The organism is Citrobacter sp. Cf116 (assembly GCF_030336505.1).
Lineage (GTDB): Bacteria > Pseudomonadota > Gammaproteobacteria > Enterobacterales > Enterobacteriaceae > Citrobacter > Citrobacter freundii.
The window spans coordinates 432,548-448,876 of the sequence record NZ_JAOWEQ010000034.1; the positions used below are offsets into that span (position 1 = coordinate 432,548).

The window sequence follows — 16,329 nt, forward strand, 5'->3', positions numbered from 1 at the left end:
TACGACGCAAACGTTCTCTTTGTCCTGAACTTACCACCGAAACAGACGCTAAACCATAAGTCAAAATTAACCATCACATTAGCTTATGGCGAAAAACAGCCAGATCGGCAACAGAATAAAACTCCATGTATATAGTAAGAAATCAGAATAACAAACAAAGATAAGCGCAAACTTACAGCACCAATCCACATTAAATGTGGAAAAAATGTCAAAAATGGCGTTATGAAAAAAACGTGATATTAAAAAAACTAATGCGAAAAAAGGCGTGGAATTAGATTATTTCAAATGAGAGAAGCACCCCGGCGCGCAGGCCGGGAGAGGAAAGTGTGACGGGTCTCAAACTCTTAAGATTGTCCTTACGGACACTAACGTAACCACTCGGGAAGATCGTTCAGTCCCATCGCCTGACGGATGAGTTGTGGTTTTACGCCCGGGAGGGTATCGGCCAGTTTCAGCCCAATATCACGTAGCAGTTTTTTCGCCGGATTCTCGCCTGCAAACAGTTCACGGAATCCCTGCATCCCTGCCAGCATCAGCGCTGCGCTGTGCTTACGGCTGCGCTCGTAGCGGCGTAAATAGAGATACTGCCCAATATCTTTACCCTGACGTTGTAGCCGCTTAAGTTCATCGATCAACTCCGCCGCATCCATAAAGCCAAGGTTAACCCCCTGACCCGCCAGCGGGTGGATGGTATGCGCCGCATCCCCCACCAGCGCCAGACGATGGGCGGCGAACTGACGGGCATAACGTCCCGTCAGCGGAAATGCCTGGCGTTCGCTTTCAAGGCTGCACAGCCCCAGACGATTATCAAAAGCGATATTCAGCGCCTGATTAAACTCGTCAACGCTTGCCTGCTGCATACGTTCTGCTTCCTGCGGCGAGAGCGACCAGACGATAGAACACAGGTGTGGATCGCTGAGCGGCAGGAATGCCAGGATCCCCTCGCCGTGAAACGCCTGACGCGCAACTGCACCGTGCGCTTCCTGCGTACGGATAGTCGCCACCAGCGCATGATGACGATAATCCCAGAAGGTGAGCGGAATATCCGCTTTGTTGCGCAGCCAGGAGTTAGCACCATCAGCACCGACGACCAGACGAGCCGTCAGCATCGCGCCATCTTTCAGGGTCAGAAATGCTTCGTTCTCACCCCAGGCCACCTGCTGTAATTCAGCAGGTGCCATCAGCGTAATATCCGCTGAACGCTGCGCCTTTTGCCACAGCGCATAATGAATCTCTGAGTTTTCGACAATGTGCCCCAAATGGCTGTAGCCCATGCTCTGGTCATCAAACGCAATACGTCCAAAGCTGTCTTTGTCCCAGACTTCCATGCCGTGGTAGCAGCAAGCGCGACGGGCAACAATGTCGGACCAGACGCCAAGACGGGTAAGCAGTTTTTCGCTGGCGGCATTAATGGCCGAAACACGAAGCTGAGGAGGTGCATCCGCCGCCAACGGCTGCGGAACATGTTGTTCTAATACAGCAACGCGCAACCCGCTGCCCTGTAAGCCGCAGGCAACCGCCAGTCCTACCATGCCGCCACCAACAATTGCTACATCAACACTTTGCACTGTTTGCTCCTGAAAATAGGACAATCAAAAACCGTAGGCCGGATAAGGCAAAGCCGCCATCCGGCATCAATTCCGCGACATTGCCTGATGGCGCTGCGCTTATCAGGCCTACTTCTTTAATTCGGCCTACAGATTATATTTAGCGCGCAACCCAGCCCAGGGTCCGCTCCGCCAGCGCATCGCGCGCAGGGGGGAATAATTCCATCGCCATCAGCCCGGCATTACGGCCAACAACCAGCGGGGCCCAGTGATTGGCAAACAAATACACTAAATTATTGGTCACACCAATCGTCGTATCACGATCGCTTTCGCGGCGCTGCTGATAGCGTGCCAGCACCGCATAATCACCCACATCTTCCGCGCCGTTTTCCGCCTGCATCAACGTCTCAGCCAGGCTCATTACGTCACGCAGGCCCAGGTTGAAACCTTGCCCGGCAATGGGATGCAGCGTCTGGGCGGCGTTCCCTACCAGCACGGTACGATGGGTAATCGCCTTCAGCGCTGTAGTTAACGAAAGCGGGTAGGCGCTGCGTTTACCGGCCTGGGTAATACGTCCCAGTCGCCAACCAAAAGCGGTTTGTAGTTCACGGCAAAACTGTTCGTCGGACCAGGCCATAATCTCATCACGCTGCTCCAGCGGATGGCACCACACCAACGAGCAGCGACCGTCAGACATCGGCAGCATTGCCAGCGGACCATATTGCGTGAAGCGTTCAAACGCTCGCCCGTCGTGCGGTACAGAGGTTGTGACGTTGGCAATTACCGCCAGTTGCTCATAAGGCTGTTGCAGCCAGTCAACACCGCAGGCGGTAGCCAGTGCGGAGCGCGTACCGTCGGCGGCCACCAGCAGGCGACCATCAATCACTTCGCCATTTTCCAGCGTAACTTCTACGCGCTCCTGTGTGCGCGACACGCTGGCTACGCGGTCGGGGCAGTGCAATGTGACGCCCGGAGCTTTGCGCAGCAGCGCAAACAGACGCAGCCCGACGTCGTGCAGTTCTACCACCTGGCCCAGAGCCGGAATACGGTATTCCTGCGCATCCAGCGTCACAAATCCGGCATGACCGCGATCGCTGACGTGAACCGTTTTAATGGCCGTTGCGCAATCGGCAATCGCCTGCCATACGCCAATTCGCGCCAGCTGTTGGCAGGTTCCTGCCGCCAGAGCGATCGCCCTGGCATCAAACCCGGGATGGCGGTCAGTTTCAGGTTCGCTCGCTTCTATCAGATGAACCGGCAGAGTCCCATGGCTGAGCTGAGAAATGGCCAACGCCAGCGTCGCGCCAACCATACCACCACCAACGATAATCACGCTCATTGCAGTCGCGCCGCAGCCATTAAGGCTTCAATGTCATCCGCTTTCTTCACTACGCTGGCGGTCAGGTTTTCATTGCCGTCCTCGGTGATGAGAATGTCATCCTCAATACGAATGCCGATACCACGATAAGCCGGCGGTACATCGGCGTCCGGCGCGATATACAGTCCCGGCTCGACGGTGAGCACCATTCCCGGCTCAAGAATACGTGAGCGGTCCTGACCATAAACGCCGACGTCGTGCACATCCAGCCCAAGCCAGTGGCTTAGACCATGCATAAAGAATGGGCGATGTGCATTTTCGGTAATCAACTGATCGACATCACCGTGCAAAATACCGAGTTTCAGCAGACCCGTAATCATGATGCGCACCACTTCGCCAGTGACTTCCTGAATGGACGTTCCGGGACGATACAGACGCAGGCTGGTCTCTAAGGATTCCAGCACGATATCGTAGATTTCACGCTGTGCTGGGGTAAATTTACCATTTACCGGAAAGGTACGCGTAATGTCGCCCGCATAGCCTTTGTATTCACAGCCAGCGTCGATCAGCACCAAATCGCCATCGCGCATTTCACTTTCATTTTCGGTGTAATGCAGGATACAGCCGTTTTCACCGCTGCCGACAATCGTGTTATAGGACGGATAACGCGCACCATGGCGGGTAAATTCGTGGTGAATCTCCCCTTCTAACTGGTATTCAAACATTCCCGGACGGCATTTTTCCATCGCACGGGTATGCGCCAGCGCGGTGATTTCTCCGGCACGACGCATGACCGCAATCTCTTCCGGTGATTTGAACAGGCGCATCTCATGCACCATTGGACGCCAGTCGATAATCGCGGCAGGTGCGTGCAGATTTTGTCTGGAGCCTTTACGCAGTTTATCCAGTGCCGTGCACACAATCTCGTCGGCCCAGGCATATTCGCCCTGTGCGTGGTACACCGCGTCCAGGCCATTGAGCAACAGGTGCAGCTGTTGGTTGATTTCACTGAAGGCCAGCGCCCGGTCAACGCCAAGTTTTGCCGGGGCAGCATCCTGGCCCAGACGGCGACCAAACCAGATCTCCGCCGTCAGATCGCGAACCCGATTGAACAAAACGCTATGGTTATGAGTGTCATCGCTTTTAATCAGCACCAGCACGGCTTCAGGTTCGTTAAAACCGGTGAAGTACCAGAAATCACTGCTTTGGCGGTACGGGTATTCACTGTCCGCGCTGCGCGTCGCTTCAGGCGCAGCAAAAATCAGCGCGGCGCTGCCGGGCTGCATTTGTGCCAGTAAAGCCTGGCGACGACGCTGGAATTCTTGCTGAGATATCTCGCTCATCACACTCTCCTTTGCGTTTCGTTCTTAGTGCAGAGTCGGTTTACGAACTTCCGGCGCAGTCGGCTGCTGACGCGTAAACGTGTCATGACACAGCAAAGCGGCTACGCGCACGTATTCGATGATCTCTTCGAGCGACATTTCCAGCTCTTCCTGATCTTCGTCTTCGTCATACCCTAACTGCGCGATATTGCGCAGGTCGTCAATCGCTTCCCCGGTTTCGCCGGTTACTTTGTCGAGCTTCGGCTGCGTGACGCCAAGGCCCAGCAAAAAGTGGTTTACCCATCCCGCCAGCGCATCGGCGCGATCGAACACGCTGACGTCATCCCCTTCAGGCAGATAAAGCTGAAAAAGGAAGCCGTCGTCTTCGAGGGCATCGCTGGTGGCAGAGTGCATTTTCAGCAGCGCCTGAGCCAGCTCGTGACCAAAGGCCAGACCTTCGTTCGTCAGGTCGTGCAACAGCGGCTGCCATGAGCTGTCGTTGTTTCCACCGCAAATCATTCCGCTTATCAAGCCGTGCATTTCGGCCGGGGTTAATCCAGCCCCTTGTTGGTTCAAAAACTGGCTAACTTCGTTGTAACCAGGCATTTCGTTCTGTATAGACATAAGCATTCGTCATCAAAGGGAGGAATATTCATGGTATGCTACCACTTTGGACCCTGGTGGACCAGAAAAGGGCTTGTATCTTGATACCAGGGTAGCTATAGTGTCGCCCCTTCGCGGACCCACGGTCTGGAGACGAAGGCAGCGCAGTCAATCAGCAGGAAGGTGGCATGTCTGCACAACCCGTCGATATCCAAATATTTGGCCGTTCACTGCGAGTGAATTGCCCGCCTGAACAAAGGGATGCGTTGAATCAGGCTGCGGACGATCTCAATCAGCGATTGCAAGATCTGAAAGTTCGCACTAGAGTCACAAATACTGAGCAGTTGGTTTTCATCGCCGCGTTGAACATCAGCTATGAATTAACTCAGGAAAAAGCGAAGACGCGTGAGTACGCGGCGAGCATGGAACAACGTATTCGGATGCTACAACAGACCATCGAACAGGCGTTGCTTGATCAGGGTCGCATAACCGAAAAAACGGGCCAAAACTTTGAATAACACTTTTCGGTTTACTGTGGTAGAGTGACCGTGAAGACAAAATTTCTCTGAGATGTTTGCAAGCGGGCCAGTCCCCTGAGCCGATATTTCATACCACAAGAATGTGGCGCTCCACGGTTGGTGAGCATGCTCGGCCCGTCCGAGAAGCCTTAAAACTGTGACGACACATTCACCTTGAACCAAGGGTTCAAGGGTTACAGCCTGCGGCGGCATCTCGGAGATTCCCTTCTACCTGGCAACAGCCATGACATTACTTTCTGAACTCCCTTTATCCCGGCAAGAAATTCGTCAACTGATTCGGCAGCGTCGTCGTGCGCTTACCTCCGAACAGCAACGACAATACGGTCAGCAAGCCGCGACCCGAATGCTCAGCTTCCCCCCTGTTGTACTCGCTCATACGGTGGCAGTATTCCTCTCGTTCGATGGCGAACTCGATACCCAGCCGCTAATAGATCAGCTGTGGCGAGCGGGCAAGCGCGTTTATCTTCCGGTTCTTCATCCCTTCAGCGCCGGTAATTTGCTGTTCCTGCACTATCATCCGCATAGCGACCTGGTAACCAATCGCTTAAAGATCCAGGAACCACGACTTGATGTACGTGACGTATTACCGCTGCCACAGCTGGATGTACTGATTACGCCGTTAGTGGCGTTTGATGAATATGGGCAACGCCTGGGCATGGGCGGCGGATTTTATGACCGCACGCTACAAAACTGGCAGCAGCATAAGATCCAGCCCGTAGGCTACGCCCACGATTGTCAGCGAGTAGAAAAGCTGCCTGTTGAAGAATGGGATATCCCGCTGCCTGCGGTGGTGACGCCATCAAAAGTATGGGAATGGTAACTTTTTTGTCGATTGACAGCGCCGTTTTTTTAAACTAACTTTCTCGGTGAAGGGTGAGGGAGGCGAACCTCCCTCCTGCGTACTCTCTGTTAATATGCTGGCGAAGCGATGATTAACAGGATCAGCAGCATGATGACGTATCTCATCATCGTCCCTTTCCTTTTTAAAGCCCCTGCTTCGGTAGGGGCTTTCCCGTTTCAGCACGATGCTGAGCCCCTATCGTAAATTCCTTTTATTGATGTACAACGCAGAGCGCAGCCTTTAATTACCAATTGCGGCAAGGGTCGAAAACGGAATGCATGCGTTACACAAAGAGATAGTAAGGCAGGAAAATCAGAGGAAAGATGGGCAGGTCAACCGCCTGCCCATGTAGAGGAAATCAGTACAGCAGACGAGCACGAATAGTACCCGGGAGGGCTTTCATCGCCAGCAACGCTTTCTCCGCCACATCTTCATCCGCTTCAATATCAATAACCACGTAACCTACCTGTGCGGAAGTCTGCAGATACTGTGCGGCAATGTTGACGCCCTGCTCGGCAAAAATCTGGTTCAGCGCGGTCAGTACGCCCGGACGGTTTTCGTGAATGTGCATCAGACGACGACCGCCGTGTAGCGGCAGCGAAACTTCCGGGAAGTTAACTGCAGACAGCGTAGAGCCGTTATCGGAATACTTGGTCAGTTTCCCAGCCACTTCCAGACCGATGTTTTCCTGCGCTTCCAGTGTTGAACCACCAATGTGCGGCGTCAGGATCACGTTGTCGAAATCACACAGCGGCGAAGTGAAAGGATCGCTGTTGGTTGCCGGCTCGGTTGGGAATACGTCGATTGCCGCCCCTGCCAGGTGCTTGGTCGCTAACGCGTCGCACAGCGCAGGAATATCAACAACCGTACCACGTGCGGCGTTAATCAGCAGCGCGCCTGGTTTCATCAACGCAATCTCACGCGCGCCCATCAGATTTTTGGTGGAGGCATTTTCCGGTACGTGCAAACTGACCACGTCGCTCATATTGAGCAGGTCGGAAAGATGCTGCACCTGCGTGGCGTTGCCGAGTGGGAGTTTATTTTCAATATCATAGAAATAGACATGCATCCCCAGCGATTCCGCCAGAATGCCTAGCTGAGTACCAATGTGGCCGTAACCGATGATCCCCAGTTTTTTGCCACGCGCTTCAAAGGAGCCGGTAGCCAGTTTGTTCCACACGCCGCGGTGTGCTTTGGCGTTCGCTTCGGGTACACCGCGTAGCAGGAGAAGCAGTTCGCCAATCACCAGTTCCGCAACGGAACGCGTGTTAGAGAATGGCGCGTTAAACACGGGGATCCCGCGCTTTGCCGCAGCGGTCAGATCAACCTGGTTGGTGCCGATACAGAAGCAGCCAATCGCGACCAGTTTCTCTGCGGCGTCAATCACATCTTCAGTCAGATGGGTACGGGATCGCAGGCCAATGAAGTGGGCATCACGGATGGACTCTTTCAGTTGTTCAGTGTCCAGAGCGCCTTTGTGAAACTCGATGTTGGTATAACCTGCTGCACGAAGGCTTTCGAGTGCTTTTTGATGCACGCCTTCTACCAGCAGAAATTTAATCTTATCTTTCTCCAGTGATACCTTTGCCATTTCCCCGACCCTGTCTTTTTTTGTTCAAACTGATGTGTTGTGTGTGGGATTTTCATCCGCCTCTTCAACATATCAAAAAATAATATTGCGGCAATATGAACGTTTGCGTCGCCGTGCTGAAGAAATGTCATTCAGAGAGAAATGTCAGAGGAAAATACTGGCGATAACTTTTTCTTTGGAGAGATCGGCAGGACAATATTATAAACGTGACACAAGTCACCAAATTTGCCCTGCCAAAATTTTTTTAACGGGAGAAGACACTCCCATCAGATCATTTTACGATAGTTTTCACGCCGTCTGGGGTACCGATCAGCGCGACATCCGCACCACGGTTGGCAAACAGACCGACGGTTACCACGCCCGGAATCGCATTGATGGCGTTTTCCATGGCCACGGCGTCAAGGATCTCCAGACCATGTACATCAAGGATCACGTTGCCGTTGTCCGTCACTACGCCCTGACGGTATTCAGGACGACCGCCCAGCTTCACCAACTGGCGAGCCACAGCGCTGCGCGCCATTGGGATCACTTCAACCGGCAGCGGGAAGTTGCCGAGAATGTCGACTTCTTTGGACGCATCCGCGATGCAGATAAATTTCTTCGCCACGGAAGCAATGATTTTTTCACGAGTCAACGCTGCACCGCCGCCCTTGATCATCTGCATGTGGCCGTTGATTTCATCCGCGCCGTCCACGTATACGCCGAGACTATCAACTTCGTTAAGATCGAACACGTGGATGCCAAGGCTTTTGAGTTTTTCGGTTGAAGCGTCCGAACTGGATACCGCACCTTCAATCTGACCTTTCATTGTGCCCAGCGCATCAATAAAGTGTGCGGCTGTTGAACCTGTACCTACGCCCACAATGGTACCGGGCTGTACATACTGAAGTGCCGCCCATCCTACTGCTTTTTTCAGTTCATCCTGCGTCATGATCGTTTCGCCTGTGGTGTGAATATGGTGGGAAAATTCACGCGCATTATAGAACATTGTGCAGAAAAATGTCCCCACACCCGCTCGCAAGCGGCGGATTTCGTCTTTACCCAACCTAAATTTGTGTCATAGTGCAGAACAAGCAAAATTTTCAGGAGTGCGTCAAAGCAATGAAACGTCCGGACTACAGAACACTACAAGCACTGGATGCGGTTATTCGTGAACGAGGATTTGAGCGCGCGGCGCAAAAGCTGTGCATCACGCAATCCGCGGTTTCACAGCGCATAAAACAGCTTGAGAATATGTTCGGACAACCGCTGCTGGTGCGTACCGTACCACCACGCCCAACCGAACAGGGGCAGAAACTACTGGCGCTTTTGCGTCAGGTTGAACTGCTGGAAGACGAGTGGCTGGGTGATGAACAAACCGGATCGACGCCGCTGCTGCTCTCACTGGCAGTGAACGCCGACAGTCTGGCGACCTGGTTGCTTCCGGCGTTAGCCCCGGTACTGGCCAATTCACCGATTCGGCTGAACCTGCAGGTTGAGGATGAAACGCGCACCCAGGAACGTCTGCGTCGTGGTGAAGTGGTCGGTGCGGTGAGTATCCAACATCAGGCGCTGCCAAGCTGTCTGGTGGATAAACTTGGCGCGCTGGACTACCTGTTTGTTGGCTCCAAACCTTTCGCCGAGCGTTATTTCCCTAACGGCGTCACCCGCTCCGCCCTGCTGAAAGCCCCGGCGGTAGCGTTTGACCATCTTGATGATATGCATCAGGCGTTCCTGCAACAAAACTTCGACCTGCCGCCGGGCAGCGTGCCGTGCCACATCGTTAACTCGTCTGAAGCCTTCGTCCAGTTGGCGCGTCAGGGCACCACCTGCTGCATGATCCCGCACTTACAGATTGAGAAAGAGCTGGAAAGCGGCGAGCTGATCGACTTAACGCCAGGTCTGTTCCAGCGTCGGATGCTGTACTGGCACCGTTTTGCACCGGAAAGCCGCATGATGCGCAACGTTACCGATGCGCTGCTGGAATACGGGCACAAGGTGTTGCGCCAGGATTAAACCGTTTATTGCTCCAGAGTGCCGGATGGCGGCGTAACGCCTTATCCGGCCGACAAGCCTTTACCCTCTATTCATGCTATTCCCGCCACGTCTTTGAAATAAATCACAAAATCAAACACGCCATGCGGCAAAAAACGACGCCCTGTTGGCTATTTTTTGCTGGCGACAAGCCAAATGAAAAAGCTCACCGTATCCGCAAAGATTCAACTTATTGCGTAATACGGAGCAAAAAATGGCAAATGTGCAGGAGTGGCAAACACTCGCTAATAAAGAACTCAGTCGACGGGAAAAAACCGTCGAATCGCTGGAAAGACAGACGGCGGAAGGAATTGCCATCAAGCCGCTATACACTGAAGCAGACCTCGATAATCTGGAAGTCACAGGCACTCTTCCCGGCCTACCGCCTTACGTGCGTGGCCCGCGCGCCACCATGTATACCGCGCAGCCGTGGACCATTCGCCAGTACGCTGGTTTCTCTACCGCCAAAGAGTCCAACGCCTTTTACCGCCGCAACCTCGCCGCCGGGCAAAAAGGACTTTCCGTCGCCTTTGACCTTGCCACCCATCGCGGCTATGACTCTGACAACCCGCGCGTGGCAGGTGACGTCGGCAAAGCGGGCGTGGCGATCGATACTGTCGAAGATATGAAGGTGCTGTTCGACCAGATTCCGCTGGATAAGATGTCGGTATCAATGACCATGAACGGCGCGGTGCTGCCGGTACTGGCGTTTTATATCGTGGCTGCAGAAGAACAAGGCGTAACGCCGGAGCAACTCACCGGGACCATTCAGAACGATATTCTGAAAGAGTACCTGTGCCGCAATACCTACATTTACCCGCCAAAACCTTCAATGCGCATCATCGCCGACATCATCGCCTGGTGTTCCGCCAATATGCCGCGCTATAACACCATCAGTATCAGCGGTTATCACATGGGGGAAGCCGGGGCGAACTGCGTCCAGCAGGTGGCGTTTACGCTGGCTGACGGCATTGAGTACATCAAAGCCGCGCTGTCTGCCGGGCTGAAAATTGATGACTTCGCGCCGCGCCTGTCATTCTTCTTCGGCATCGGCATGGATCTGTTTATGAACGTCGCCATGCTGCGTGCGGCTCGCTATTTGTGGAGTGAAGCAGTCAGCGGTTTTGGCGCAAACAACCCGAAATCTCTCGCTCTGCGTACCCACTGCCAGACCTCCGGCTGGAGTCTGACCGAGCAGGATCCTTACAACAACGTGATCCGCACGACCATTGAAGCGCTCGGCGCTACGCTTGGCGGCACCCAGTCTCTGCATACCAACGCCTTTGATGAGGCGCTCGGGCTACCCACCGATTTCTCCGCCCGCATCGCGCGTAATACACAGATCATCATTCAGGAAGAGTCAGAGATCTGCCGCACCGTCGATCCGCTGGCCGGATCGTATTACGTCGAGTCGCTCACCGATCAAATCGTGAAGCAAGCGCGCACGATCATCAAACAAATTGATGAGGCAGGCGGCATGGCGAAAGCGATCGAAGCCGGGCTCCCTAAACGGATGATCGAAGAAGCTTCCGCGCGCGAGCAGTCGCTGATCGACCAGGGTAAACGCGTTATCGTCGGCGTGAACAAATACAAGCTGGATAAAGAAGACGAAACGTCGGTACTGGAAATCGACAACGTGAAGGTACGCAACGAGCAAATTGCCTCGTTGCAGCATATCCGCGCAACTCGCGACACAGATGCCGTCAATGCCGCACTCGCGGCGCTGACCCACGCCGCGCAGCATAATGAAAATCTGCTGGCCGCCGCCGTTAACGCCGCCCGCGTTCGCGCCACGCTCGGTGAGATCTCCGACGCACTGGAAACCGCTTTTGACCGCTATCTGGTTCCCAGCCAGTGCGTCACCGGCGTGATTGCGCAAAGCTATCACCAGTCCGACAAATCCGCCGATGAGTTCGACGCCATCGTTGCGCAAACCGAACAGTTCCTCGCGGAAAATGGTCGCCGACCGAGGATCCTGATCGCCAAGATGGGCCAGGATGGTCACGATCGCGGCGCGAAAGTGATCGCCAGCGCCTACTCCGATCTCGGCTTCGATGTCGATCTCAGTCCGATGTTCTCCACACCAGAAGAGATCGCCCGTCTGGCGGTAGAAAACGATGTGCATGTAATAGGCGCATCGTCACTGGCGGCGGGTCATAAAACGCTGATCCCGGAACTGGTTACCGCGCTCAAAAAATGGGGGCGTGAAGATATCTGCGTGGTAGCAGGAGGCGTTATTCCGCCACAGGATTACGCCTTCCTGCACGAGCATGGCGTGGCAGCCATTTATGGCCCCGGCACGCCAATGCTCGACAGCGTCCGCGATGTGCTAACCCGTATCAGTCAGCATCATGATTAACGCCGCCACGCTTGAGGATACCGTCCGTCGCTTGCGACTTGGCGAACGGGCAACGCTCGCCCAGGCGATGACGCTGGTCGAAAGCAGCCACCCGCGCCACCAGCCGCTGAGTACGCAGTTGCTGGACGCAATTATGCCGTTCACCGGTAACGCCCTGCGTTTGGGGATAACCGGTACGCCGGGCGCGGGCAAAAGTACCTTTCTGGAAGCATTCGGCATGCTGTTAATCCGTCACGGATTACGGGTGGCGGTGATCGCCGTCGATCCCAGCAGCCCGGTTAGCGGCGGCAGCATTCTTGGCGATAAAACCCGCATGACGGAGCTGTCTCGCGCCGAATCTGCGTTTATTCGCCCGGTCCCTTCCAGCGGTCATTTAGGCGGAGCCAGCCAGCGCGCCCGCGAATTAATGCTGCTTTGCGAAGCGGCTGGCTTTGACGTGGTGATTGTAGAAACCGTCGGCGTTGGGCAGTCAGAAACCGAAGTCGCAGGCATGGTGGATTGCTTTATCTCACTGCAAATCGCCGGCGGTGGCGACGATTTGCAAGGCATCAAAAAAGGCCTGATGGAAATGGCGGATCTGGTCGTCATCAATAAGGACGACGGCGAGAACCATGCCAGCGTGGCCATCGCCCGCCATATGTACGAATCCGCCCTGCATATTCTGCGCCGTAAATATGACGAGTGGCAGCCGCTGGTTCTGACCTGTAGCGCCCTGGAAAAACGCGGTATTGAGGAGGTCTGGCAGGCGATAACCGACTTTAAAACGTGCCTTACCGCCAGCGGTCGACTGGAAAAAGTCCGCCAGCAGCAGGCGGTGGACTGGTTACACCAGCAGGCTGAAGAAGAAGCCCTACATATGCTGTTTGCGCGGACTGATTTCGACCGCTATTTCCAGCAGACGCTACAGGCCGTCAAAAATAACGATCTGTCGCCGCGCACCGGTCTGCGGCACATCAGCGAATTTATCCAGCATCATTACTTTCAATAAAGAGAACATTATGTCTTATCAATACGTCAACGTGGTCATCATCCAGAAAGTCGCGGTTATTGAGTTCAATTACGCCCGCAAGCTCAATGCCCTGAGTAAAGTGTTTATTGACGATCTGATGCAGGCGCTGAGCGATCTCAATCGTGCGGACATTCGCTGCATCATTCTGCGCGCTCCGAGTGGAGCCAAAGTTTTCTCTGCCGGGCATGATATTCATGAACTCCCGACCGGACGTCGCGATCCGCTCTCCTATGACGATCCGCTGCGTCAGATAACCCGCATGATCCAAAAATATCCAAAACCGGTGATCTCTATGGTTGAAGGCAGCGTCTGGGGCGGCGCATTTGAGATGATCATGAGTTCCGATCTGATCATCGCCGCTGAAACATCCACCTTCTCGATGACCCCGGTCAACCTCGGCGTGCCGTATAACCTGGTCGGCATCCACAACCTGACTCGCGACGCCGGTTTTCACATCGTGAAAGAGCTGATCTTTACCGCCTCACCGATTACCGCTCAGCGTGCGATGGCCGTCGGGATCCTCAACCATGTGGTTCCTGTAGACGAACTGGAGGATTTCACTCTGCAAATGGCGCACCACATCTCGGAGAAAGCGCCGCTGGCGATCGCTGTCATTAAAGAAGAGCTGCGCGTACTGGGTGAAGCGCACACCATGAATTCCGATGAGTTCGAGCGCATTCAGGGCATGCGCCGCGCGGTGTACGACAGCGAGGATTATCAGGAAGGGATGAACGCGTTTATGGAAAAACGTAAACCTAATTTTGTCGGCCATTAATCACGTCTGAGGAAGGAGACAGCCATGAAACGGATGAGCGCCGAACAGGCGGCAGAAATTATCCAGCACGATGATATGGTGGCGTTTAGCGGCTTTACCCCCGCGGGTTCGCCAAAAGCGTTACCCACCGCAATTGCCCAACGCGCCTGCGAACAGCATCAGAACGGACAGCCTTTTCAGATCCGCCTGCTGACCGGAGCATCAATTGGCGCCGCCGCTGATGATGTACTATCCGCGGCGGATGCCGTTTCCTGGCGTGCGCCTTATCAAACGTCATCGGGCCTGCGCGAGAAAATTAATCAGGGCCAGGTGAGGTTTGTCGATCTCCATTTGAGCGAAGTGGCGCAAATGGTTAATTACGGCTTTTTTGGCGAGATCGATGTTGCCGTCATTGAAGCCTCAGCCATCGCGCCGGATGGCCGGATTTGGCTGTCCAGCGGTATCGGTAATGCCCCCACCTGGCTGCTGCGGGCGAAAAAAGTGATCATTGAATTGAATCATTACCATAATCCGCGTGTGGCGGAGTTTGCCGACATCGTGATACCCGGTGCGCCGCCGCGGCGTAACAGCGTACCCATTTTTCATACCATGGATCGCGTAGGCAGTCAGTGCGTACAGATAGACCCCAAAAAGGTGGTTGCGGTGGTGGATACCGAACTGCCCGATGCAGGAAATGCATCGGATAAAACCAATCCGGTCAGCCAACAAATTGCCGATAACGTAGTCTCTTTTCTGCTGGCAGAAATGGCGCACAAACGCATTCCAGCTGAGTTTTTGCCCTTACAAAGCGGGGTGGGCAATATCAACAACGCGGTAATGGCTCGACTGGGCGAGAACCCGGATATCCCGCCCTTTATGATGTATTCGGAGGTGTTGCAGGAGTCGGTGGTGCATCTGCTGGAAACGGGCAAGATAACTGGTGCCAGCGCCTCCAGCCTGACCATTTCAGCCCCGTCGCTACAGAAGATTTACGACAACATGGACTTCTTCGCCAGCCGGATTGTGTTGCGCCCGCAGGAGATCTCCAATAATCCGGAAATCATTCGTCGGCTGGGAGTCATTGCGCTCAACGTCGGTCTGGAGTTTGATATCTACGGTCATGCCAATTCCACGCACGTTGCGGGGGTGAACCTGATGAACGGCATCGGCGGCAGCGGAGATTTCGAGCGCAACGCCTACCTGTCTATCTTTATGGCGCCGTCGATTGCCAAAGGCGGGAAAATCTCAACCATCGTACCAATGTGCAGCCATGTCGACCACAGCGAACATAGCGTTAAAGTGATCGTGACCGAACAAGGGATTGCCGATCTGCGTGGGTTATCTCCGATGCAGCGGGCGCACACAATTATCAATAACTGTGCGCATCCGCTTTACAGAGATTACTTGCACCGCTATCTGGAGAAAGCGCCCGGCGGGCATATCCATCACGATCTCAGCCATGCGTTCGATCTGCATCGCAACCTTCTCGAAACAGGCTCGATGCTAGGTTAACTTGCACTACCGTCACGATCTTCAGCAATATGCTGGAGCATGGTGGCGGTATAGCGATGATTTTTCAGCGAATAGAGAAACTCCTGCATATACATGGGACTGCCGGGCGCGTCGAAATATTTCAGCGTCGACGGGTTCACCAGCCGCCAGGCGAAGTGAGGGATCACCGTCAAAAACTGCCCGCGCTCCACCGCGCTAATCTTGGCCATAAAGCTGTACGGACGATAGATAATCGTCGGGTTGATCCCGCAGGGTCGCATGTATGCATCCAGCATCGCCTCAAAGTTGGCGCGATTCTGGAAGCGCATTTGCAGCCAGGGCAGCTCGCGCAGCAGATCCTGCGGCTGTTTTTCTTCATAGCGCCGGGAAACGAGAAACCCCAAACGCAGCGGAGGCAGTTCGCTGATCGCCAGATTTTCCAGCTCCTGCACGCGGGGGGAAACGTGCTGCGGCGAGATAATAAAATCCAGTTTGCGATCGAACAGGTTATCAATCACCCCATTCTCGCTGAATTCAACGGCCTGAGCCGTCACACCGTCATACTTGTCACCAAGGCTAATCAACTGGTCAAAAATAATCGTTGGGTAGGTATTGTCGATGCCGATAACAATTTCCCGCGAGCGGCGAGAGGCGTTATGGATTTCGTTATCAATGGCAGAGAGGCGCTGATAAACGGGAAACAGCTTCTGATACAGCTCTTGTCCTGCTTTATTCAGGCTGATGTTGTTATCTTTGCGGGTAAACAACGTATAGCCGATTTGATCTTCCAGTGCAGCAATGCTTTTACCGAAGGGCGATGCGGTCATATGTATTTTTTCTGCCGCTCTGGCGATGTTATTGGTTTGCGCCAGCAGAATGAAATTACGCATCTTTTTCGAGATAAAAATATCCATAGCGTCCCCTTAAAAATCGCTATGGCCT

The 16,329-nt window shown here is 54.1% G+C and carries 14 protein-coding genes and 1 other RNA gene; 8 read left to right on the top strand and 7 right to left on the bottom strand.

Going from position 1 to position 16,329, the window contains the following annotated elements; all coding sequences use genetic code 11:
* Window positions 1-365 precede the first annotated feature (365 nt).
* The 4 genes from ubiI to OGV74_RS07465 form a co-directional block, all read right to left on the bottom strand.
* Complete coding sequence (gene ubiI / locus OGV74_RS07450; protein ID WP_003838254.1) at window positions 366-1,568, bottom strand: FAD-dependent 2-octaprenylphenol hydroxylase; 1,203 nt, start codon at window positions 1,566-1,568, stop codon at window positions 366-368.
* A gap of 139 nt (window positions 1,569-1,707) precedes the next feature.
* On the bottom strand, window positions 1,708-2,886 hold the full coding sequence (gene ubiH / locus OGV74_RS07455; RefSeq protein ID WP_086504556.1) for a 2-octaprenyl-6-methoxyphenyl hydroxylase: 1,179 nt from the start codon (window positions 2,884-2,886) through the stop codon (window positions 1,708-1,710).
* Window positions 2,883-4,208, bottom strand: coding sequence for a Xaa-Pro aminopeptidase (gene pepP, locus OGV74_RS07460; RefSeq protein WP_086504557.1), 1,326 nt, complete (start codon window positions 4,206-4,208; stop codon window positions 2,883-2,885). Before pepP ends, ubiH begins: the two co-directional genes overlap by 4 nt.
* Window positions 4,209-4,232: 24 nt before the next feature.
* Window positions 4,233-4,811, bottom strand: coding sequence for a YecA/YgfB family protein (locus OGV74_RS07465; RefSeq protein WP_003026978.1), 579 nt, complete (start codon window positions 4,809-4,811; stop codon window positions 4,233-4,235).
* 167 nt (window positions 4,812-4,978) lie between these two features.
* Here OGV74_RS07465 and zapA point away from each other — a divergent pair, with 167 nt between their 5' ends.
* The 3 genes from zapA (at window position 4,979) to OGV74_RS07480 (ending at window position 6,149) form a co-directional block, all read left to right on the top strand.
* Window positions 4,979-5,308: a cell division protein ZapA gene (gene zapA, locus OGV74_RS07470; RefSeq protein WP_003026980.1), complete on the top strand. Its 330-nt coding sequence runs from the start codon at window positions 4,979-4,981 to the stop codon at window positions 5,306-5,308.
* A 41-nt stretch (window positions 5,309-5,349) separates the two neighbouring features.
* Window positions 5,350-5,533, top strand: a non-coding RNA gene (gene ssrS / locus OGV74_RS07475) — 6S RNA.
* Between the two features lie 19 nt (window positions 5,534-5,552).
* The gene (locus tag OGV74_RS07480; RefSeq protein ID WP_054528770.1) at window positions 5,553-6,149 is read left to right on the top strand and encodes a 5-formyltetrahydrofolate cyclo-ligase; all 597 of its coding nucleotides are present in this window, start codon (window positions 5,553-5,555) and stop codon (window positions 6,147-6,149) included.
* 379 nt (window positions 6,150-6,528) lie between these two features.
* On the opposite strand, the gene serA is transcribed toward OGV74_RS07480, so the two are convergent.
* Window positions 6,529-7,761, bottom strand: a complete 1,233-nt coding sequence (gene serA / locus OGV74_RS07485; RefSeq protein ID WP_003026984.1) for a phosphoglycerate dehydrogenase — start codon at window positions 7,759-7,761, stop codon at window positions 6,529-6,531.
* A gap of 271 nt (window positions 7,762-8,032) precedes the next feature.
* Entirely contained in the window at window positions 8,033-8,692 is a 660-nt protein-coding gene (gene rpiA / locus OGV74_RS07490; RefSeq protein ID WP_003026986.1) for a ribose-5-phosphate isomerase RpiA, read from the bottom strand.
* Window positions 8,693-8,862: 170 nt separating this feature from the next.
* Between rpiA and argP the strand changes: the two genes are divergently transcribed.
* The 5 genes from argP (at window position 8,863) to scpC (ending at window position 15,408) form a co-directional block, all read left to right on the top strand.
* A complete protein-coding gene (gene argP, locus OGV74_RS07495) occupies window positions 8,863-9,756 on the top strand; it encodes a DNA-binding transcriptional regulator ArgP (protein ID WP_003026988.1) in 894 nt (297 codons plus the stop codon).
* A 232-nt stretch (window positions 9,757-9,988) separates the two neighbouring features.
* Window positions 9,989-12,133 (top strand): methylmalonyl-CoA mutase, encoded by a 2,145-nt coding sequence (gene scpA / locus OGV74_RS07500; protein WP_003838245.1) that lies wholly within the window; start codon window positions 9,989-9,991, stop codon window positions 12,131-12,133.
* Window positions 12,126-13,121, top strand: a complete 996-nt coding sequence (gene meaB / locus OGV74_RS07505; RefSeq protein ID WP_057063055.1) for a methylmalonyl Co-A mutase-associated GTPase MeaB — start codon at window positions 12,126-12,128, stop codon at window positions 13,119-13,121. The genes scpA and meaB overlap by 8 nt, the downstream gene beginning before the upstream one ends.
* A gap of 10 nt (window positions 13,122-13,131) precedes the next feature.
* Window positions 13,132-13,917, top strand: a complete 786-nt coding sequence (gene scpB, locus OGV74_RS07510) for a methylmalonyl-CoA decarboxylase (protein ID WP_003026994.1) — start codon at window positions 13,132-13,134, stop codon at window positions 13,915-13,917.
* Between the two features lie 24 nt (window positions 13,918-13,941).
* The gene (gene scpC, locus OGV74_RS07515; RefSeq protein WP_044700829.1) at window positions 13,942-15,408 is read left to right on the top strand and encodes a succinyl-CoA:acetate CoA-transferase ScpC; all 1,467 of its coding nucleotides are present in this window, start codon (window positions 13,942-13,944) and stop codon (window positions 15,406-15,408) included.
* Here scpC and srsR read toward each other — a convergent pair.
* On the bottom strand, window positions 15,405-16,301 hold the full coding sequence (gene srsR / locus OGV74_RS07520) for a LysR family transcriptional regulator SrsR (protein WP_003026999.1): 897 nt from the start codon (window positions 16,299-16,301) through the stop codon (window positions 15,405-15,407). The genes scpC and srsR overlap by 4 nt on opposite strands.
* Window positions 16,302-16,329 lie beyond the last annotated feature (28 nt).

Excerpts from the sequence above, each read along its gene's own strand:
- ubiH (WP_086504556.1), bottom strand. The coding sequence starts at position 2,886 with ATGAGCGTGATTATCGTTGGTGGTGGTATGGTTGGCGCGACGCTGGCG.
- pepP (WP_086504557.1), bottom strand. The coding sequence starts at position 4,208 with ATGAGCGAGATATCTCAGCAAGAATTCCAGCGTCGTCGCCAGGCTTTA.
- OGV74_RS07465 (WP_003026978.1), bottom strand. The coding sequence starts at position 4,811 with ATGTCTATACAGAACGAAATGCCTGGTTACAACGAAGTTAGCCAGTTT.
- zapA (WP_003026980.1), top strand. The coding sequence starts at position 4,979 with ATGTCTGCACAACCCGTCGATATCCAAATATTTGGCCGTTCACTGCGA.
- OGV74_RS07480 (WP_054528770.1), top strand. The coding sequence starts at position 5,553 with ATGACATTACTTTCTGAACTCCCTTTATCCCGGCAAGAAATTCGTCAA.
- serA (WP_003026984.1), bottom strand. The coding sequence starts at position 7,761 with ATGGCAAAGGTATCACTGGAGAAAGATAAGATTAAATTTCTGCTGGTA.
- rpiA (WP_003026986.1), bottom strand. The coding sequence starts at position 8,692 with ATGACGCAGGATGAACTGAAAAAAGCAGTAGGATGGGCGGCACTTCAG.
- argP (WP_003026988.1), top strand. The coding sequence starts at position 8,863 with ATGAAACGTCCGGACTACAGAACACTACAAGCACTGGATGCGGTTATT.
- scpA (WP_003838245.1), top strand. The coding sequence starts at position 9,989 with ATGGCAAATGTGCAGGAGTGGCAAACACTCGCTAATAAAGAACTCAGT.
- meaB (WP_057063055.1), top strand. The coding sequence starts at position 12,126 with ATGATTAACGCCGCCACGCTTGAGGATACCGTCCGTCGCTTGCGACTT.
- scpB (WP_003026994.1), top strand. The coding sequence starts at position 13,132 with ATGTCTTATCAATACGTCAACGTGGTCATCATCCAGAAAGTCGCGGTT.
- scpC (WP_044700829.1), top strand. The coding sequence starts at position 13,942 with ATGAAACGGATGAGCGCCGAACAGGCGGCAGAAATTATCCAGCACGAT.
- srsR (WP_003026999.1), bottom strand. The coding sequence starts at position 16,301 with ATGGATATTTTTATCTCGAAAAAGATGCGTAATTTCATTCTGCTGGCG.